This window comes from Streptomyces sp. NPDC050264 (assembly GCF_040655895.1).
Classification (GTDB): domain Bacteria; phylum Actinomycetota; class Actinomycetes; order Streptomycetales; family Streptomycetaceae; genus Streptomyces.
On the sequence record NZ_JBFAKV010000023.1, the window covers coordinates 155,339 to 175,243 of the forward strand.

Below are 19,905 nucleotides of genomic sequence, written 5' to 3' on the forward strand. Positions count from 1 at the left end.
GCGGAGCCGACACGGGACACAACGGCCCCGTCCGGCATCGACGAACTGCGCGGGGCCGTCGAGGAGATGCTGCTCGGGGGCGGCCGCGCCTGGACGAGACGGGACATCGCTGAGCGGTCAGGGGTGAAATCCGAGCGCTCGGCGCAGATCTGGCGTGCGCTCGGGTTTCCGGTGGTCGACGACGACGCGCGGGTGTTCACCGACGCCGATGTCGAAGCGCTGCGGGCGGGGGAACGGCTCATCGAGGCCGGGCTCATCACCGAGGAGAGCGAGACGATGATGGCGCGCGCCTTGGGCCATCATCTGTCCCGGCTCGCCGAATGGCAGATGCACACTCTCTGGGCCTGGCTGAACCGTGACCCGGGAGCCCCTGGGGACGGAGCGGCGTTGATGGGCCATGCCGCGGTCCTGCTACCGGAGTTGGAGCAGCTGCAGCGGCATGTGTGGCGCCGGCATCTCGCGGCGCATGCCGGGCGGATGCTCGCCGAGACGGAGGAGACCGCGCTCATCGGACCGGAGCAAGGGCCGGGATCGGGGGTGGATGAGACATCGGGGCCGGATGCGGACGCGGCATCGGCATCGGCATCGGCATCGGGATCGGGATCGGGATCGGGATCGGGAAGGAATATCGCGGCAGGCGCCACGGTGAGCGGCGCACCGAGGCCACCGGGCGAGGGGGCCGACGTCCGTCATCTGGCCGTCGGCTTCACCGACATGGTCGGCTACACGCGGATGACTCGTGGACTGGACAGCGCCGAACTCGTCCGCGTACTCGACCGGTTCGAGAGCCTGACCGGAGACGTCGTCGCCGAGGGCCTGGGCCGGGTGGTGAAGACCATCGGCGACGAGGTGCTCTTCGTATGCGAGTCGGCGTCCGCGGCCGCTGCCATCGCACTGGAACTGACCGCCCGCGCGCAGAGCGAACCGAGCCTGCCGCAACTGCGGACGGGGCTGGCCCACGGCGCGGTCCTGAACCGCTTCGGCGATGTATACGGAGCCGCGGTGAACATCGCGGCGCGGCTCACCGCGGTGGCCCGCCCCGACACCGTGTTGGTCGACACGGCGTTCGCCGGTGAGCTGGCGGGCTCGGCAGCGTTCGACCTCAGGGTGCTGCGCCCGGTGTCGGTGCGCGGCTACAGCAGACTGCGTCCCGTCCTGCTGCGGTCGGCTCGACCCGTGGGACTGTCGGCAACAACGCACCCCCACCGATAAATGCGGTGAAAGCTGCTGGGTGGGGCGGCCGAAACGCTGCCCCACCCGGCGGGTTGCCGACCGAAGAATGGGCAGAGCCGCGCCTTCGCAGAGAAGGCCATGGCGGCGACTCGCGGCTGTCACCGGTCTCCGGTCACCGCTCCTGGGACACCGGTGAATTCGCCGATGGCAGACCGTCCCGGTCCGTCGAAACTGCGGTCTCAGCCCATTGGTTCACGCATTCATGGAGGCAACTCGTGCGTAAACTCGCTCAGTTATTACGGCGGTCCATGACCGCCACCGCACTGGGGGCGCTGCTCTGTGGCGCTCTGGTCGCCACCCCGCTGACCGCTCCCGCCGCGGCGGCCGGCGCCGTGGCCGCGAGTCCCACGGTCACTGTCCCGCCCGCGGGCAGCCACGGTTTCCCGTTCCTCGCCGCGGCGGAGGACCTCGGCTCGTTCGGCTACACCGAGAAGGAGTACTTCATCTCGGGCACCGCCACGTCGTACGCCAAGTCCGGCCTGTGGACCTCGGACGGCCGGTGGAACGTCCGCGCGTCCGGCACCGCCGCCTACAAGAGCCGCATGCTGGTGCGCCGGCCCGCCGACCCGGCGAAGTTCAACGGCACGGTGGTCGTGGAGTGGCTCAACGTCAGTGGCCAGCTCGACCTCTCCCCGGACTACTGGTTCGAGCGGGACGAGCTGCTGCGCCAGGGCTATGCCTGGGTCGGCGTCTCGGCGCAGGCCGTCGGGGTCAACGGCGGGCTGGGCGAGATCAAGGGCCTGAAGGGCTGGGACCCGGCCCGGTACGGCAGCCTGGTCCACCCCGGTGACGCCTTCGCCTACGACATCTTCTCCCAGGCGGGCCAGGCGCTGCGTGCCCCGAACGGGCCCGATCCGCTCGGCGGGCTCCCGGTCCGGACGCTCCTCGCCGACGGCGAGTCCCAGTCGGCGGGCTTCATGACGACGTACGTCAACGCCGTCCAGCCGGTGTCCAAGGTCTACGACGGCTTCATGGTGCACAGCAACAGTGCGATCGCCTCGCCGATCAGCGGCGTGCTCGCCGACACCCTGCTGATGCCGAACCCGTCCCGGATCAGAACCGACCTGGCCCAGCCCACGCTCGTCGTACTGACCGAGACCGACGTGCCGGGCGCCGCGTCCGCACGGCAGCCGGACACCGACAGCGTCGTGCACTGGGAGCTGGCCGGCACCGCGCACGGCGACCAGTGGGCCTACGACCTCGGCGACCCGACCGTGCGGAAGTCGGCCGGTTCGGCCGCACCGTCGGCCGACTGCGCCGCGGGTTCCGCCCCCTTCAACGACGGGCCCGGCCACTGGGCGATGAACGCGGCGCTGCGCCACCTGGCCGGCTGGGCGCGCGGTGGTGCGCGGCCGCCGAGCGGGCAGACGCTGAGCACCGTGCTGCGTGACCCGGCCACCGGCCTGGCCGTCGGCGGAGTCCGGCTGCCGGACGTCACGGTGCCCACCCGCACGCTCACCGGGTCCCGCGACACCACCGACAGTGGCGTCTTCTGCGGCCTGTACGGCGCCCGCGACCCGTGGAACGGCGACGCCGACGCCTGGGACCGGCACGACGACGGCGACCCGTCCGACCCGTTCTTCCCGGCCACCGCGGAACCGGTGCTCAGCCGGCTCTACCCGACCCACACCGACTACGTGGGCAAGGTGCGCACGGCCGCGCAGACGTCCGTCAACGCCGGATTCCTGCTGCCGGAGGACGCGGCGGCGATCGTCACCGCCGCGCAGGAATCAGGCATCGGCGGCTGATCTCTCGTCCGGCCCGGAGGTCGTTCCGGGCTCCGCCTACAGGCCTACAGGAAGGGTTCGCGCCTGCGCCACGCGAGGACCGGCTGACCCTCGGCCCGGGTGGGCGGGCGGAGGGTCAGCACATCGCCGTCCAGGTCGTAGCTGCGGCGGAGGACCAGCCCGACCCAGGTGGGGTCGAAGCTGCACTCGACGTGGTGTTCGACCGTGCGGGAGTCCGGATCTATCTGGTAGCGGCCCGCGTACGCGAGGAAGCGGGGGAAAGGCGCCTGTGCGTTCGCTCTGGGATCGGCCGCCGCGAGATCCGGCTCCGCCATGAGCTGGGCGGCGACGAGGCCCTGCGGTGTGTAGATGCCGAGGCCGGTCGGACACTCCCCGAAGGGACGCTCCACTTGGCCGTCAGCTGTCCGGACCTCGAAACTCACCAGGTCCCAGGCTCCGGTCAACAACGCCGTCGATGAATCTGCCATGTCCACTCCTCAGCGGTGGGCGATGCGGTGGTGGGCGACGCACGGGATGTTCGTGTGCCGGCGCTCGGCCGGGTCAAGCTCCGGCGACGGCGGCACGCCGCAACTCCCGCGCATGCAGAGCGAGTTGCATCTCGAACTGGGTCGCCGGGTCGTGCAGCCGGTCCCCGAACACCTCGTCGAGCTGACGCAGGCGGTAGCGGACCGTCTGCGGGTGGACGGCCAGGCGGTGGGCGACCTCGCTGGCGTTGTGGCCGCAGCGCAGCCAGCAGAGCAGGGTCTCGGCCAGACGTTCCCGCTGCGGGGAACGCACTTCCTCCAGCCGCAGCAGATGCCGCTCCGCGATCGCGTCCACCAACGCCTCGTCCCGGAAGAGGAGCAGGGTCGCCAGGTGGTCCACGCAACGGGTGAGCCCCGTCCCCGGCACGATGCCGCGCCGCGACAGCTCCAGCGTGTCGGTCGCCCAGCGCAGGGACCGCGCGCCGCTGTCCAGGGAGACGGTCGGTCCGACAGCCGTCCGCAGCCCGTGGAGCGCCGCGGCGACCGCGCGGGCGCGTCCGGGCCCCGCGGGGTCGGGGATGACGACGATGCCCGGTTGCACGTCGAAGCGGGCCAGGAATTCCGGCGGCACGATCGGGCGCCCGGCGCCGGACTCCCCGCCGTGGTCGGTGACCGCTATGGCGAGTTCCCTCGGCACGGGCCACTGTGCGGTGTGGGCGAGGTCGCTGATGGCCTCGGCGGCGACCGGCGGGCTGGCGGTGAGCAGGTCGATCAACCGGGCCCTGCGCTGCTGGAGTTCGCCCGCCGCGTGGAGGCGGGCCTCGGTGTACCCGGTGGTCGTCGCCGCGGCCATCTCGTCGAGGTGCAGCAGCATCGCCTCGCCGAAGGTCGCCAGGACCCTGCTGGGCAGCTGTCCCGTCTCGACGAGTTCACTGACCCGGTGCCAGGTCACCCGGGCGCCCAGGCGCAGCGCCGACTGGAACGAGTCGAGGCTGCGTCCTTCGGTCGCCTCTCCCCTGCCGATGCTCTGGAAGGTCGCCTTGACGGGCTCCCAGTCGGCGTCGGGCCTGACCATCCGGTCCAGGAAGCCGACGAGCGCCTGTTTCACGCCGCGGTGCACGACATGCATGTACGTGTCGTCCATGGGACGGGCGTACTCGGCGATCGTGGTGCGGATGGCCCGCACCACCTCCTCGATCACGTCGGAGACGAACGGCTGGAGATGAGTGGAGAGTTCGGAGGGCAACGCCTTGAAGGCGGCGTAGGTCGCTTCGGCGGACCCGTTGACCGATAAGTCACCGGCCGGCGGCTGTAATCCGATCACCATGGGGGCTTCCCTCTGCGCGGGGGGACAGGGGCCTGGAGACGATACCGCCGCATTGCTGGAGAGGCCCCGTCGCGGGCGGACAGAGCGGGAGCCGCTCGTTGTCACTTCTGTGACAACGAGCGCTCCGGTGCGGACAACGGGAAGGGCCGGGGCGGCTCTTCCCTGCCGGGCACCGACTCTCAGGGCAGCAGGCAGCTGCCCAGTTCGGGCCGTCCGGCGAAGCGGTCACCGAGCCACTTCACCACGTCGTCCTTGGCCTGCTGGTCGGTCAGCAGGTGGTCACCCGGGTAGAGCTTCCATTGTGTGGTGATCCCTGCGTTGCAGTACGCCCTGCGGGTCGCGTCCTCCGTCGAGGTGGGGATGACCTCTTCGAGCATGCCGCGGTACTGCAGGACGGGGAATCCGACTTCGTAGCGGGCGCCCGATCCCTTCCGGCCGACGCCTGTCCCGAGTTTCTGCTCGTCGATGACCTGGCCCCAGGTCTTGCCGTCGGTGCCGGTGAGCGCGTAGATCTGGTCGAGCGACAGCCCTTTCTCGGTGTAGTTCTCCAGTTTCTGCCCCACGAATCCGGCGACGGTGCCGGCCAGGCAGAGCGACTTGGCCTTGGCGACGGCGGACCGGCCCTCGCTGTTGAGCAGTTCGTCGAAGGGCATGGCGGGGTGGGAGGCCGCCAGGCCGATCACCGCGTCGGCGAGGAACCCGGCGAAGGCGCCCCCGTTCAGGCCGTTGGCGACCACCTTCAGGTCTCCCGGCACACCGCCCGACGCGTCGCCCACGATGTTGAGCTCCGGGGCGTAGGACCTTGCGAGCTGTGCGGCCCAGAGGCTGGCCGCACCGCCTTCGGAGTAGCCCCAGAGGCCGACCGGGGCGGCCTTGGCGAGACCGGTGCCCGGCACGGCGGGCGCGGCGCGGACGATGTCGAGCAGCGCGTGTCCCGCGTCGGCTCCGGAGACGTACGGGTGGGTCTGGCCGTCCAGGTAGCCGGCGCCGTCCGTCGCCGCGACCGCGTAACCGGCCTTGAGGAGCGCGGCGATGTTGTCGCCCTCGTACTCGTCCTGGAAGGCCCCGGAGAGTTGCTTGGAGAAGGCGCACTGCGGCCCGAGCCCGAGCGTGCCCGGGTTGAAGGCGACGACCGGCCTGCTGCCGGCGCCCTTCCAGGCCGCGTCGGGTACGGCGATCGTGCCGGACACGGCGACCGGGGCGCCCGCGTTGTCCTTGGAGCTGTACTGCACCTTCCACGCGTGCAGGGGGATGGAGCCGGGCACGTGCGGCAGGTCGGTCGCCCGACAGGCGATGACGCTGCCCGGGGTCCCGGCCGCGGCGGCGGGCGGCCGGTAGATGTCCGCGTCGCTCGCGGCGCAGGCGGCGGTGGTGCGGGGTGCCGCGCCGGCCGTCGTGGCGGGCATGCCCAGCGCGCCGCCCGCCAGGACCACGGCGAGCAGCGGACCGATCGCCCGCCTGCCGCGTATCACTCCTGCGCTGCGCGCTCTTGCTCGGCCGGTTCCTGATCTGCTGAGTCTCACTGCTCTGCGCACCTGTGCTCCCTGAGGTCGGTGGGCCGTTGTGGTAGCCGTGAAGTTACGCAGCGGTAACAGAAGCTGGATAGTCAGCGGAACCACACCTGCCCCGCCGGGAACTGTGCGTGTCACACAAGGGAGCGTCAGCAGAAGGTCGTACGTCCCAAGTGCATTACGTGGCAACGGAGTTCAGCGGCGCGGCGCAGCCTGCCCGATCCGATCGGCGGCCGTCCCGCGCGCCGCTCCCCCGCCGTTCGCGGACCGCCGGTGACGTGCCGGCCGCCGGTGACGCCCGGGGCGCCGCAGGGCCGCCCAGGTGACCACGGCTCCGGCCAGGACGCATGCGGCGGCCAGGCGCAACCCGCTGTCATAACCGTCCAGGAAGGCGCGGGGCGGTGCGACCCCGTCCCGCAGCGCAGTGCGTTCGGTGCGGGTGAGGACCACGCCGACGAGGACGACGCCGAACACCCCGGACACCTCGCGGGCCGCGCTGATGAGACCGGAGGCCATCCCGGTGCGCCCGGCGGGCACGCCGGCGAGGGAACGCACCGTCAGCGGGGTGGTGAGCGCGGAGCCGGCGCCGATGAGGAGCAGGCCTGGCTGGATGTCCCAGTACCCGGCGTGCAGGCCCGTCCCCGACACGTATACGAGGCCCACCGCCACCAGGGCGAGGCCCGCCGCGATCGAGCGGTGGACCCCGACGGCGCGCCCGGCGCGTTCGGCGAACGGTGTGACCGCCAGGAGGGCGCCGGCCAGTGGCAGGAAGGCCAGGCCCGCTTTCGTGGGCGAGAAGCCGATGACGCGCTGGAGGTAGAGCGCGGTGAAGAAGAAGACGCCGTTGACGCCGATGCCCCAGAGGACCTGGGCCGCCGTGCCGCCGCTCAGTGACCTGTCGCGCAGCAGCCTCAGTTCCAGCAGCGGCGTCCGGGACCGGGTTTCGACGACGAGGAAGGCGACCCCGGCCACGGCCGCGAGGCCCAGACAGAGGGCCACGGGCCCATCGCTGAAACTGTGTTCGCCGCCTCGCACCAGTCCGTACGTGAGCAGGAAGAGCGCGAGTGCCGACAGCAGGATGCCGGGGACGTCGAGCAGGGAGGCCGACGGGCGACGTGGGTGTCCGGGCGCCCCGGGGACGGCGGGTACCAGCAACAGGGCGAGCAGACCGAAGGGGACGTTGAGCAGGAACACCCAGCTCCAGCCCCAGTGTTCGGTGACGAACCCGCCGACCACGGGGCCGAGGGCGAGCGCGACGGCCAGCGCGGCCGTCCACAGACCGACGGCCGTCGCCTGTCTGCGTGCGGGCAGATCGGCGGCGACGACGGCGAGGGAGGCGGGGATCACGAGGGCGGCCCCCACACCCTGCACCGCGCGTGCGGCGATGAGCGTGCCTCCGCTGTCGGCGAGGGCGGCGGCAGCGGAGGCGACGACGAAGACGACGAGGCCCGCCGCGAGGACGGGACGGCGGCCCACCAGGTCGGTGAGCCGGCCGCCCGGCAGCAGGAGCGCCCCGAAAGCCAGCACGTAGCTGCTGGCGACCCACTCCAAGTCGGCCACGTCCAGGCCGAGTTCACGCTGGACCGTCGGCAGGGCGACGTTGATGACGGTGTTGTCGAGGGTCGTGATGAAACCCGCCAGGGCGAGCAGCGCCAGCAGTGCGAGCAGCCTTCTGCGACTCACCGGCCCGGTCCTCTCCCCCGCCGTCCGTACGACGGGATCCGATTCTCGGGGCCGCCGGCCGGTCACCACTGCTGTCTGAGCGCCGAATCCTCGCGCCCCGCTTGTCACTCGACTGACAGCTCGCGCGGTTCGAACTGTCAGCGTCCCGTCTTACTCATGAGTCACATCGCGGCGGAACCTGATGCCCCGTCGGCAGTCCCCCTTTCCGCGCCCCGGCGCGCACCCCCCGTTCCCGACGCCTGACCAGCTGGAGTTCCCATGACTTCCGCTCAGCCATCCGAAGGTCTGTTGCTCACCGACCACCTGCGGCACTGGGCCGCCGAACGCCCGCAGCAACGCGCCTTCACGTACGTGGACTTCCCCGCGGCCGACTCCCCCGGGCTGCACCGCACGCTCGGCTGGCGCGGCCTCGACCAACAGGCCCGCGCCGTCGCCGCACGCCTGGCGGAAGCGGCGGGCCCGGGCGACCGCGCCGCCCTGCTGCTCCCGCAGGGCCTCGACTACGCGGCGGCGTTCCTCGGCTGCCTGTACGCCGGAGTGATCGCCGTGCCGCTGTTCGGGCCGCAACTGCCGGGCCACCAGGGCCGGCTCGCGGGGGTGCTCGACGACTGCGAGCCCGCCTGTCTGCTCACCGACACGGCGACCGCTCCCGACGTCCAGGTGTTCACGGCCGGGCACGGGCTTCCCGCCCTGCCGGTCATCGCCGTCGACGCACCGGCCGGGACGCCGCCCGTCCCGGCCCCCGTCATGCCGCGCCCCGACCCGCAGGACATCGCCTACCTCCAGTACACCTCGGGCTCCACCCGCAGCCCGGCCGGGGTGATGATCAGCCACGCGAATGTCGTCGCCAACGCGCAGCAGGCCCTCGACGCGTTCGGGGCGCGGACGACTGCAAGCACCACGGTCGGCTGGCTGCCGCTCTTCCACGACATGGGGCTCGTCCTCAGCGTCGCGGCGCCCGTCGTGGGCGGATTCCCGTCCGTGCTGATGGACCCCGTCGCCTTCCTGGCGGATCCGCTGCGCTGGCTGCGGTTGCTCGGCTCGTACCCCGGGACGATCAGCGCAGCGCCCAACTTCGCGTACGACTACTGCACTTCGCGCGCCGCCGCCGACGACGATGCCGACGCGATCGATGAACTGCGCCTGGACCGCGTCAAGGTGCTGATCAACGGCAGTGAGCCGGTGCGCCCCGCGACCGTGGACCGTTTCCACGAGACCTTCGGGAGAGCCGGGCTCGCGCGGGAGGCGCACTGCCCGTCCTACGGTCTGGCCGAGGCCACCGTCTTCGTGACCAACGACGCGTACACCGCGGCCCCGCTCACGGTGTCCTGCGACGCGGGCGCGCTCACCGCGGGCCGCGTGACGCCGTGCCACCCCGCCGATCCGACAGCGGTCCGCCTCAGCACCTGTGGCGAGCCCGCCGGCCAGGAGCTGCGCATCGCGGACCGCGCCACCGGCCGGTCGCTTCCCGCGGGCGAGGTCGGCGAGATCCAGGTGCGCGGGCCCAACATCGGCCTCGGCTACTGGAAGCGGGCGGGCCTGTCCGCCGAGGTCTTCAACGTGCGCGCCCCCGGGGCCCCGGACGAGGAGACCGGCTGGCTGCGCACCGGCGATCTCGGCGCGCTGCACGAGGGGAGGCTGATCGTCACCGGCCGACTCAAGGACCTGATCATCGTGGACGGCCGCAACCATTACCCGCAGGACGTCGAGGAGACCGTGCAGTCCGCCGTCGGCATACTGCGTCGCGACCGGCTGGCAGCGTTCTGCGTACCGCGCGCGGACGGCTCGGGCGAGGACGACCTCGTGGTGGTCGCGGAGCTCCGCCGCGGCTTCGAGGGCGCCGCCGACGATCCCGCCGCCCGCGCCGACACGGAGCGCGCGGCACGCGCCGCCGTCTCCGCGCGCCACGGTCTGCGCCTGTCCCGGCTCCTGCTCGTGGCGCCCGGCACGGTTCCGCGCACCTCCAGCGGCAAGGTCTCCCGCGCCGCGAGCCGACAGCGCTTCATCGAGGGTGACTTCGAACCGACGGACCACCGGTGAGCCCCGGCGCACAGGAGGTGCGGGCGGTCGTCGTCGAGCGGTTGCGGTCCTGGTACGACCTGGCCGAGGGCGACGTGCGCGACGACCGGCCGCTGGCCGAACTCGGTCTGACCTCCCGCGACGCCGTCGCGCTCACCGCCGTCCTCGGCGACCTGGTGGACAGACGGCTGCCCGCCACGCTGCTCTGGGAGACACCCACCATCGGCGCCCTCGTGGAACGGGTGCTCCGCGAGGAGGAGACACCGGCACCACCGCCGTCGGCGGCAGCGCCCACCGGGCCCGTGCCGGTCGCGGTCGTCGGGATCGGCTGCCGCCTGCCGGGCGGGGTCACATCGGCGGCGGACTACTGGCGGCTGCTGGGCGAGGGGCGGGACGCCGTGGGGACCGTGCCCGAGGATCGGTGGGCCGGCTTCGCGGCCGAGTCCGACCTGCCCGAAGGCATCAGCCGGCACGGCGCGTTCCTCGACGACGTGGCCGGGTTCGACGCCGAGTTCTTCGGCATCGGCGCCCACGAGGCCACCGCGATGGACCCGCAACAGCGACTGCTCCTCGAAGTGGCGCGGGAGGCGCTGGACCACGCGGCGATCCCCGCCGCCGCGCTCGCCGGGACCCGCACCGGCGTCTTCGTCGGCATCAGCGGCAACGAGTACGCCCATCTCACGACCGCCGACCCGCGTTCCGTCGATGCCTGGACCCCGCCGGGCGCGGCACTGAGCGTCGCGGCGGGCCGCCTCTCGTACATGCTGGATCTGCGCGGGCCCAGCATGGCGCTCGACACGGCCTGTTCCTCGTCGCTGGTCGCGGTGCACCACGGGGTGCGCAGCCTCGCCACGGGCGAGAGCGACACCGTCCTGGCCGCGGGCGTCAACCTGCTGCTGTCCCCGTCCATCACCTACGGGTTCCAACGGGCCGGGGCGCTCGCCCCGGACGGCCGGTGCAAGGCGTTCGACCGAGCGGCCGACGGCATCGTACGAGGTGAGGGGTGCGGCGTCGTCGTCCTGAAGCGGCTCGCGGACGCCGAGCGGGACGGCGACCGGATCCTCGCCGTCGTCACAGGATCCGCGGTGAACTCCGACGGCCGCTCCAACGGCCTGACCGCGCCCAACTCCGAGGCGCAGCGCGCCGTACTGGCCGAGGCGCACGCCGATCCCACGACGGTCGACTATGTCGAGGCGCACGGCACGGGCACCGCGCTGGGCGACCCCATCGAGGCGGGCGCGCTGGGCGCGGCGCTCGGTGCGGGCCGGGGGCGCGCCGCCGACCGGCCGCTGCTCATCGGCTCGGCCAAGACGAACCTCGGGCATCTGGAGGCCGCGGCGGGCATCGCCGGGTTCATCAAGACCGTACTCGCGCTGCATCACGGCGAGATCCCGCCGCAGCTGCACTTCACCGCGCCGGGTCCGCACGCCGACCTGGAGGCGCTCGGCCTGCGCGTGGTGACGGAGCCCGAGCCTTGGCCGCGCTACTCGGGCACGGCGACCGCGGGCGTCTCGGCGTTCGGGTTCGGCGGGACCAACGCCCACGTCGTCCTCACCGAGCACCGGAAGAAGGCGCGGAGCCGGCGCCCTGCGCGGTCCGGGCGGTCGCCGTCCCTCATCCTGTGGGACGCGCACACCGACGACCGGCTGCGTTCGTACGCGGGTGAGTTGGCCCAGTGGCTGGCCCGTCCCTCGGGCGCCCGTGCCCGCCCCGCCGACGTGGCCCGCACACTCGCGGGACGCGTCGGCCACGGCCGGCGCCGGGCCGCGGTCCTCGCCGACTCCCCGAAGTACCTGGCCACGGCACTCGCCCGGTTCGCCACCGGGGATCCGCATCCGCGGCTGATCACCGCCGACCGGGACGCCGGCGGGCCCGGCCCGGTGTGGGTGTTCTCCGGCTACGGCTCGCAGTGGCCCGGCATGGGCCGCGCGCTCCTCGACGCCGAACCGCGGTTCGCCGCCGCCGTCGAGAGGATGGAGCCGCTCCTGCTGGACCAGGCAGGGATCTCGCTCCTCGCGGGCCTGGAGCCCGACGCCGATCTCTCGTCCCCCGCGGTCGTCATGCCCGTCCTGTACGGGCTCCAGGTGGCGCTCGCCGAGCTGTGGCGCTCGTACGGCTTCGAGCCCGCCGCGGTGATCGGGCACTCCCTGGGCGAGATCGCCGCGGCGGTCGTGTCCGGGGCCCTGGACGCGGCGGCCGGCGCCCGGATCGTCGCGGTCCGCTCGCGGTTGCTGGCTTCGCTCGCGGGCGGCGCGATGGCGGTGGTGGACCGCTCGGGCGACACCGTCGCCGAACTGGCCCGTGAGTTCCCCAGTCTCCAGGTGGCCGTGCACTCCTCCCCCGCCCAGAGCGTGGTGACAGGCAGCGCGGACGACGTGAACAGGCTCGTCGCCCGTATCGGTGAGGAGGGGGGCTTCGCACGGTCGATGCGGGTCACGGCCGCCGGGCACTCCCCCGCCGTCGATCCGCTGCTCGACCGGTTCGCGGACGAGGTGGGAGCCGTGGAGCACGCTCCGCCCCGCTGCCCGCACTACTCGACGGTGCTGGACGACCCCCGAGCGCCGGCGGAGCACGGCACGGCCTACTGGGCGGCCAATCTCCGCAGGCCGGTGCGGTTCGCCCAGGCGGTGGCCGCGGCCGCGCAGGACGGCCACCGGGTTTTCGTCGAAGTGGCGCCGCATCCAACCCAGTTGCACCCGCTCCTGGAGACACTGCGGCACGCGGAGGCGGGCGACGCACTCGTACTGGAGACGCTGCGCCGCGACACGGACGACGCTCTCACCTTCCACATCTCCCGGGCGTCGCTCCTCGTCCACGGGGTGCGGACAGCCGGTGGACCGCCGCCGGGCGGCCGCGTCGTCGACGTCCCGTCGCCCCGCTGGCGTCACCGGCGTTTCTGGGCCGGAGAGGAGCCGGCCCCGGCCGAGACCACGGCGGCGGCCGTCCAGCCCTCCGGTACCGGCGTACTGGACCGGCTCCGCGCCTGCGTGGCCGGGGTGATGGGCTACAGCCCGGAGCGCCTGGACCCGGACACGGCCCTGACCGACCTGGGCCTCGACTCGCTGACCGCGGTACGGATCAGGACCGCCGTCGAGCAGGAGTTCGCCACTGTGGTCGAAGCGGGCGTACTCCTGCGGCAGGGCACGCTCCGGGGCGTCGCCGCGCTCCTTCCGGACACGCCGCCCGACGCTGCCCCGCCCGCCCTGCCGGTCCCGCGGGACGGCGACAGGGGCGTCCCGGGCAGGCTCCGCGTCTTCGACGGCGAGGGGCCCGGCACACCGCTCTTCCTCGCGCACGCGGCGGGCGGATCGTCGGAGGTGTACGGGCGGCTCGCACGGCGACTGGCGGGGCAGCGGCGCGTCCACGGTCTCGACCGGCTGCCGGAACTCCCCGACGTGACCGCCCGCGCGCGGGAGTTCACACGCCGGATCATCGAGGTGGAACCCGACGGGCCCTGGCTGGTGGGCGGTTGGTCGTACGGCGGTGTGGTCGCCCAGGAGACGGCCCGGCTGCTGTCGGAGCGCGGCCAGGTGTCCGCGCTCGTCCTCATCGACTCGGTGCTGCCGCTGCCCCTGCCCGGCGGCCTCACCCCGCGCGAGGCGGCCCGACGCCGGTTCGCGGGCTTCGCCGCCCACGTGGAACGCACCTACGGCTCGGCCATGCCGCTCCCCTACGAGGAACTCGCCGGCCTTGACGACACCGGACAGGTCGATCTCGTCCTCAAGGTCCTGGAGCAGACCGTGGACCTGCCGCCCGCCGTCCTGGAACACCAGCGCACCTCGTACCTCGACCTGTGCAGCGGTGAACGCCATGTGCCGGGCGCGTACGGCGGCCGGACCTTCCTGTACCGGGCGAGCGAACCGGCCCCGCACACCGTGCGCGATCCCCGCTACGAGCGCACCGACGAGTCGCTGGGCTGGAACGCCCACTGCGGCGACCTGACGGTCACCCCGCTGCCGGGTCATCACCTGGCCCTGCTCGACCCGCCCGTGGTCGACACGCTCGCGGAGCTGCTCACGCGGGACCTGCGCGGCGCATGACCCCGGGGCGCCCCATACGCGTCACGGCGTACGGGGCGCCCCGTGTACAGGAGTAGCCGGCCGCCCCGACACCGCTCGGGCGGAGCCGTACGACGCCACCCCACGCAGCACACACGACATCACGAGATGAGGAGTCGCCCCATGCCCCGACCGACACCACCGTCATCACGTCCCGCCGCCCCGGCCCGTCTCTTCAGAACTTCGCGAGCGGGCCTCGCCGCGTTCACCACCGCCGCCCTCCTCACCACGGGCGGCCTCGTCGGCGCGCCCGCCGCCCTGAGCGCCACGCCCGGCGTGAGCGCGACCGCCACAGCCGCCGACGGCGCCAGGATCGTCGCGGAGAAGTGGCTCGACGCGCGGACCGTCGACCTCACCGTCGACTCACCGGCGGTCGGCGCCCAGCTCCCCGTCCGCGTCATCCTCCCCGCCGCTTTCGCCGCACAGCCCGAACGGACCTGGCCTGTCCTGTACTTGCTCCAGGGAGCGCACGACGACTACACGTCCTGGACGCGGGAGACGGACGTCGAGGGTTTCCTCGCCGACAAGGACGTCATCACCGTGATGCCGTCGTCGGGGTCCACGGGCATCCCGACCAGCTGGTGGAACTACGGCATCGGTTCTTCCAGGGACTACGAGACGTTCCAGGTCGAGGAGGTGATGCAGCTCCTGCGGGCGAACTACCGTGCCGGCTCCACCCGGGCCGTCGCGGGCGTCTCGACCGGCGGCTACGGAGCGCTGGCGTTCGCCGCCCGGCACCCCGGTACGTTCGGGGCCGCCGCCTCGTACAGCGGGGTGCTCGACACGACGTCGATCGGGATGCCGACGGTGGTGAACGCGATCGTCGCCCGGGAGTTGGAGCTGCCGCTCACGCTGTGGGGCAGTTACGTGCTCAACCGGAACATCTGGAACGAGCACAACCCCTACGCACAGGCGGCGCGGCTGGCGGGGACCCGGCTGTACATCTCGCAGGGCTCCGGGGTGCCGAGCAGCGACTTCGGCAATCTGCAGGGCGCGATCCTGGAGGGCACCCTGTGGAACCAGGCCCACCGGTTCACCGACCACCTCGCCGAGCTGGGCGTACCGGCGCAGGTCCACTACTACAGCGGCGGCTCGCACGCCTGGTCGTCCTGGCAGAAGGAGTTCACCGCCTCCTGGCCGACGCTGGCGGCAGGGCTGGGCCTGTCCGGCTGACGTCGCGGGCAGGACGCCGCGGTGGCGGAGACCGGTCACGCGCTCAGCGGACCGGCCTCCGCCCGCGTCGCGCGTGAAAGAGGCCGTCGGCGTCGACGGCCCTCGCCGCGAGCCGCCGCTCGTCGGGCCAGCGGACATCGCGCGCCCAGGACAGCGCTTCGAAGACCCGGATAAGCCGGGCGCTGGAGTCGATCTGTCCGCGCAGCACACCGTGGCGCGCGGACGTGGGGTCGGCGTGATGCAGGTTGTGCCACGCCTCGCCGCCGGAGAGGGGCGCCAGCCACCAGACGTTGCCCGAGCGGTCGCGGGAGCGGAAGGGGCGGTCACCGCTCATGTGGCAGATCGAGTTGATCGACCAGGTGACGTGGTGCAGCAGGCCGATGCGCACCAGCCCGGCCCAGAAGAACGCCGACCAGGCGGCGCCCGCGTCCCAGGCCCCGTCGCCCCACAACCCTCCGGCGACGGCGGGCGCGCCGAAGGAGAACAGCACGATCAGCGGCTGCAGGCGGCCCACCAGGACCAGATCGGGATCGGCGAGCAGGTCGGGCACGTACCTGCGCTGGTTGGTCTTCTCGTTGTTGAACGTCCAGCCCACGTGGGCCCAGGCCATGCCCTTCAGCAGGGCCCGCACGGAGGTGCCGAACCGCCACGGTGAGTGGGGGTCGCCCGGCCGGTCCGAGAACTGGTGGTGACGTCGGTGGTCGGCGCACCAGGTGATCGGATCGCCCTCGACGGCGAGCGAACCGGCCACGGCGAGCGCGATCTTCAGGGGCCTGGCCGCACGGAACGCCTTGTGGGTGAAGAGGCGGTGGTAGCCGATGGTGATGCCGTGCACGGCGACCGCGTACAGCACCGCGCCGATCACCAGATCGTGCCAGGTGACGCCCCATCCCCAGAGGACCACGACGGACGCGATCACCGCGACGAAGGGGACACCGACGAAGACCCCCACGACGACGCGGTCGGACGTGCCCATGCGTTCGCCCCAGGCGGCGTCGGACCCCGGGGCCGTCTGCGACTGTGCCATCAGAGGTGTCACCTTTCGTGGAACGGGCGGGTGAGCGAGTTTCGTGGAACGGGTGGCTGAGCAAGTGAGCGGGACACTACGGAGGTGGCCGCTTCCGGTTCTACGCATCAGCCGCGCAGTTGGAACGGACGGGTCCTCACCCAACTGACAGCGCCGCGGCACGGACCCGCGGCGCTGTCCGTATGTGATGACCCCTCGGCCCCCGATTGGCGATCGAGGCGAATAACTCCCGATTCCCTTGTTGGCGAAAGGAATCGCACCGCACCCTTAGGACTCCTTCCACCCCTGCGCCCCCAGGTGCGTGCTCCGCCGGACGCGCCTCGCGATCCGCGGTGGCGCCGCACGAAGACACCGGAGACACCAGAGACAAGGGAGTACCTCATGGACCCGCTCGCCCAGGCAGTCGTCGCCGGCGCCGCCCCGCAGGAACTGGAGCGGTTACCCGTGCCGGCGGAGTACACCGCGGCGCACCTGCGGGTCGAGGACGTCGGCAGCTTCGCCGGCGTCGCGGACAAGGACGTCCGCAAGTCGATCCACGTCGGCGACGTCCCGATGCCCGAACTGGCCCCGGACGAGGTGCTGGTGGCGGTGCTGGCCAGTGGCATCAACTACAACACGGTGTGGTCCGCCATGTTCGAGCCGATCCCGACGTTCACGTTCCTCAAGCACTTCGGCTCGAGTGACCGCTGGGCGGCGCGGCACGACCAGCCCTTCCACGCCCTCGGCTCGGACGCGGCCGGGATCGTCGTCCGCGCCGGGTCCGGGGTACGCCGCTGGAAGGTCGGCGACGAGGTCGTCATCACCACGGCGTACGTGGACGAGGAGGACCCGGCGACCCACGCCGACGGCATGCTCGGCGCGGGACAGCTGGCCTGGGGTTTCGAGACGAACTTCGGCGGCCTCGGGCACTATTGCGTGGCCCGCGCGAGTCAGGTGCTGCCCAAACCCGCCCATCTGACCTGGGAGGAGGCCGCCGCCAACCCGCTGTGCGCGGGCACGGCGTACCGCATGCTGGTCAGCGACCGGGGCGCCCGTATGAAGCAGGGCGACATCGTGCTGATCTGGGGTGCCGCCGGCGGTCTCGGCGCCTACGCCTCACAGCTGGTCCGGGGTGGCGGCGGCATCGCGGTCGGCGTGGTCAGCAGCGAGGAGAAGGCGGAGCGGGCCCGCGCCCTCGGGTGCCATGTCGTCATCAACCGCGAGGAGATCGGGCTGACGGGCAACGAGCCCGCGGACCCGAACGCGGTCGGAAAACGCCTCGGCAGACTCATCAGGAGCACGGTGGGCGAGGACCCCCACATCGTCTTCGAGCATGTGGGGCGTGCCACGTTCGGGGTGTCGGTGTTCGTGGTCAGACGCGGCGGCACGGTGGTCACCTGCGGGTCGAGCACGGGCTACCTCCACGAGTTCGACAACCGCTACCTCTGGATGCGCCTCAAGCGGGTCATCGGCAGCCACGGCGCCAACCTGGAGGAACAGGCCGAGGTCAACCGGCTGTTGAGCCTCGGGCAGCTGCGGTCGGCTCTCTCCGTGACGTATCCGCTGACGGAGACCGCGGAGGCGGCGCGGCTGGTCCAGCGCAACCGCCACGCGGGAAAGGTCGGCGTCCTCGCCCTGGCCCCCGCCGCCGGCCTCGGGGTCACCGACCCGGAGCGGCGCGAACAGCTCGGCGGCAACGCCGTCGCGCCGTTGCTCGCCCGTCCCTGACCGGACGGGGCCGTCATGGCGGCGGGCGACCGCCCTTGAATCCGCCCCGCACATCGCCGTCAACCGTTGCGGTAGTGGTCGGCGATGGCGGCGAAGGCCGCCTTGGGCTCCCAGGGCAGGTCGGGGTAGGTGTCGCCGCGGCGGTCTTCGAGGACCTTGACGATGCCGAGGCTGGCGAGGTCGAGGTCGTCCCGGGGATCTCCGTCGGGGCGGTGGGGCAGGTTGTAGAGCGCGAAGAGGAAGACGAAGGCGCTGTCGACGCCCTCGCTGTCGAAGATTTCCAACAGCTCGCGCAGGTAGGCCGCTTGGCCGGCCTCGTCGCGCTCGTACAGTCCGGTCAAGCGCAGCGGAGCGCCGGTGACCGCGTCGGTTTCGAGGATTTCCATGCTGCGAGGTGCGACGTCTCCTGCGCCGCGCCAGGTGGCGGTGCCGAAGCCGGTGATGGCGACCGGTTTGGGCTGTGCGACGAGGCTGCGCACGGCGTCTCGGAATCGGTCGGCCACCTCCGCGGACCGGATGAGTTCGAAGGTGGTGAAGTCGAACAGGTCCCAGTCGACTGCTTCGAACTGGATAGCCGCGTAGGAGACCTTGCCGTGAAAGCGTTCGCGGACCGCCGCGACGGCTTCACGGAGAAAAGCGTTGAGGCGATTGCCGACCGCGGCGAATCGCTCGGGCCGACGGGCCGGGTCGCCCAGCAGCCAGGCGAGTCGCTCATCGGTGCTGCCGCCTTCGAGGAACCCATGGTTCATGACGCTCAGCTCAGCGCCCGTGATGAACACGACCTCGGCCCCCTGCGTACGGAGTCGCTCGGCACGCTCCGCGCAGTCGACGAGCAGTGTGAGGATCTCGTCGGCCGTCAGGTCCAACGGGTATGGCGAGAACCAGATCTCCAGTCCGAGCCGGGCGGCGCAGCGAGCGGTGACCTCCAGGCGCTCCGGGTCGCCTCCGGTGATGTGAACGGCGTTGCAGTGGAGATCATCGCGAATGATGGTCAGCTCCTTCTCGACCAGATCGGGATCGAAGTGCTCCCGAGAGTTGCTGCCGTTGCGGACGAAGCCGGTGTCGTAGCAGATGCCTTTGGCTCGCATGCGTCTGACCTTTCTGTCGGAGGCTCGAACATAGAGGCAAATAATGCGTGCCCGCAAGTTTGCGTGCACGCACTTGGGCTGGGAGACTGCGGGAGTGACGACAAGGCGGACCGGACTGCGCGAAGAGAAGAAGCAGGCCACGCGAGTGGCACTGCGTGAGGCGGCACTGCGGCTGGCTCTTGAACGTGGGCCGGACCATGTCCGCGTCGACGACATCGCGGAGGCGGCCGGGGTCTCGCCGAGGACCTACAACAACTACTTCTCCAGTCGCGAACAGGCGATCGTCGCCGCCGTCACCGCCGAACGGGAATCCCGAGTCGCCGCGGCGGTGGCAGCTACGCCCGGACACGTCCGCCTCGCCGACGCCTTGACCGAAGCGATCCTGGAGCAGTACACGGAACCGCGCGACCACGACCAACTCCTGCTGATCACCACAAGTCCCGCACTCCGCGACACGTTCCTCGACGCCGCCACAGCGATCGAGCACCCCCTCACCACCGCGATCGGCCAGCGCCTCGGCGACACCGGCACCCCCACCGCCCGCGTCCTCGCGGCGAGCCTGGCCGCCGCCGTCCGCATCGCGCTCCAGCAGTGGCTCCAAGCTCCCGCCGCACACCACGGAGCCGCCGGGCTCGTCATACCGTCCGGCTCACTGCCCGGCCTGCTCCGTACCGCGCTCGCCGCACTCGCGCCCGCACTTGACGCCGCCGAAGAACAGGCCCGACCACGCTCCCATCAGTCAGCCCGGCCCACTGACGCGACTCCGACGCCGCCGCAGTAGGGCCTGCACGAGGCGCTCCATGACGGGGTGGCCGACATGAAGGCTTGCGTCGTTGCTGCAACGGTGGAGCAACTCGGGCCACGCCC

Annotated in this window: 13 protein-coding genes; 7 read left to right on the forward strand and 6 right to left on the reverse strand. The window is 72.1% G+C overall.

What is annotated here, in order from left to right; all coding sequences use genetic code 11:
• Positions 1 to 66: 66 nt before the first annotated feature.
• Together AB0J02_RS33270 and AB0J02_RS33275 are read left to right on the forward strand one after the other, a co-directional pair.
• On the forward strand, positions 67 to 1,212 hold the full coding sequence (locus tag AB0J02_RS33270; RefSeq protein WP_363197560.1) for an adenylate cyclase regulatory domain-containing protein: 1,146 nt from the start codon (positions 67 to 69) through the stop codon (positions 1,210 to 1,212).
• A gap of 269 nt (positions 1,213 to 1,481) precedes the next feature.
• Positions 1,482 to 2,981 (forward strand): alpha/beta hydrolase domain-containing protein, encoded by a 1,500-nt coding sequence (locus AB0J02_RS33275; protein WP_363197534.1) that lies wholly within the window; start codon positions 1,482 to 1,484, stop codon positions 2,979 to 2,981.
• A gap of 44 nt (positions 2,982 to 3,025) precedes the next feature.
• On the opposite strand, the gene AB0J02_RS33280 is transcribed toward AB0J02_RS33275, so the two are convergent.
• From AB0J02_RS33280 to AB0J02_RS33295, 4 genes are all read right to left on the reverse strand, one after another.
• The gene (locus tag AB0J02_RS33280; RefSeq protein WP_363197535.1) at positions 3,026 to 3,448 is read right to left on the reverse strand and encodes a lipocalin-like domain-containing protein; all 423 of its coding nucleotides are present in this window, start codon (positions 3,446 to 3,448) and stop codon (positions 3,026 to 3,028) included.
• Positions 3,449 to 3,521: 73 nt separating this feature from the next.
• Positions 3,522 to 4,772, reverse strand: coding sequence for a helix-turn-helix domain-containing protein (locus AB0J02_RS33285; protein WP_363197536.1), 1,251 nt, complete (start codon positions 4,770 to 4,772; stop codon positions 3,522 to 3,524).
• 179 nt (positions 4,773 to 4,951) lie between these two features.
• The gene (locus AB0J02_RS33290) at positions 4,952 to 6,244 is read right to left on the reverse strand and encodes a lipase family protein (protein ID WP_363197537.1); all 1,293 of its coding nucleotides are present in this window, start codon (positions 6,242 to 6,244) and stop codon (positions 4,952 to 4,954) included.
• Positions 6,245 to 6,478: 234 nt separating this feature from the next.
• Positions 6,479 to 7,966, reverse strand: a complete 1,488-nt coding sequence (locus tag AB0J02_RS33295; protein ID WP_363197538.1) for an MFS transporter — start codon at positions 7,964 to 7,966, stop codon at positions 6,479 to 6,481.
• 258 nt (positions 7,967 to 8,224) lie between these two features.
• Here AB0J02_RS33295 and AB0J02_RS33300 point away from each other — a divergent pair, with 258 nt between their 5' ends.
• The 3 genes from AB0J02_RS33300 to AB0J02_RS33310 all read left to right on the forward strand — a co-directional run bounded on the left by AB0J02_RS33300 (position 8,225) and on the right by AB0J02_RS33310 (position 15,216).
• Positions 8,225 to 10,006 carry a fatty acyl-AMP ligase gene (locus AB0J02_RS33300; RefSeq protein ID WP_363197539.1) on the forward strand — a complete coding sequence of 594 codons (1,782 nt, stop codon included), beginning with the start codon at positions 8,225 to 8,227 and terminating at the stop codon, positions 10,004 to 10,006.
• Positions 10,003 to 14,025: a beta-ketoacyl synthase N-terminal-like domain-containing protein gene (locus AB0J02_RS33305; protein WP_363197540.1), complete on the forward strand. Its 4,023-nt coding sequence runs from the start codon at positions 10,003 to 10,005 to the stop codon at positions 14,023 to 14,025. Before AB0J02_RS33300 ends, AB0J02_RS33305 begins: the two co-directional genes overlap by 4 nt.
• A 141-nt stretch (positions 14,026 to 14,166) precedes the next feature.
• Positions 14,167 to 15,216 carry an alpha/beta hydrolase family protein gene (locus tag AB0J02_RS33310; protein ID WP_363197541.1) on the forward strand — a complete coding sequence of 350 codons (1,050 nt, stop codon included), beginning with the start codon at positions 14,167 to 14,169 and terminating at the stop codon, positions 15,214 to 15,216.
• A 43-nt stretch (positions 15,217 to 15,259) separates the two neighbouring features.
• On the opposite strand, the gene AB0J02_RS33315 is transcribed toward AB0J02_RS33310, so the two are convergent.
• On the reverse strand, positions 15,260 to 16,243 hold the full coding sequence (locus AB0J02_RS33315) for an acyl-CoA desaturase (RefSeq protein ID WP_363197542.1): 984 nt from the start codon (positions 16,241 to 16,243) through the stop codon (positions 15,260 to 15,262).
• A 381-nt stretch (positions 16,244 to 16,624) separates the two neighbouring features.
• On the opposite strand from AB0J02_RS33315, the gene ccrA reads away from it, so the two are divergent.
• Positions 16,625 to 17,950: a crotonyl-CoA carboxylase/reductase gene (gene ccrA / locus AB0J02_RS33320; RefSeq protein WP_363197543.1), complete on the forward strand. Its 1,326-nt coding sequence runs from the start codon at positions 16,625 to 16,627 to the stop codon at positions 17,948 to 17,950.
• Positions 17,951 to 18,009: 59 nt separating this feature from the next.
• Here the strand turns inward: ccrA and AB0J02_RS33325 are convergent, their stop codons facing one another.
• A complete protein-coding gene (locus AB0J02_RS33325) occupies positions 18,010 to 19,038 on the reverse strand; it encodes a hypothetical protein (RefSeq protein WP_363197561.1) in 1,029 nt (342 codons plus the stop codon).
• 94 nt (positions 19,039 to 19,132) lie between these two features.
• On the opposite strand from AB0J02_RS33325, the gene AB0J02_RS33330 reads away from it, so the two are divergent.
• Positions 19,133 to 19,819 (forward strand): TetR/AcrR family transcriptional regulator, encoded by a 687-nt coding sequence (locus tag AB0J02_RS33330; protein WP_363197544.1) that lies wholly within the window; start codon positions 19,133 to 19,135, stop codon positions 19,817 to 19,819.
• Positions 19,820 to 19,905 lie beyond the last annotated feature (86 nt).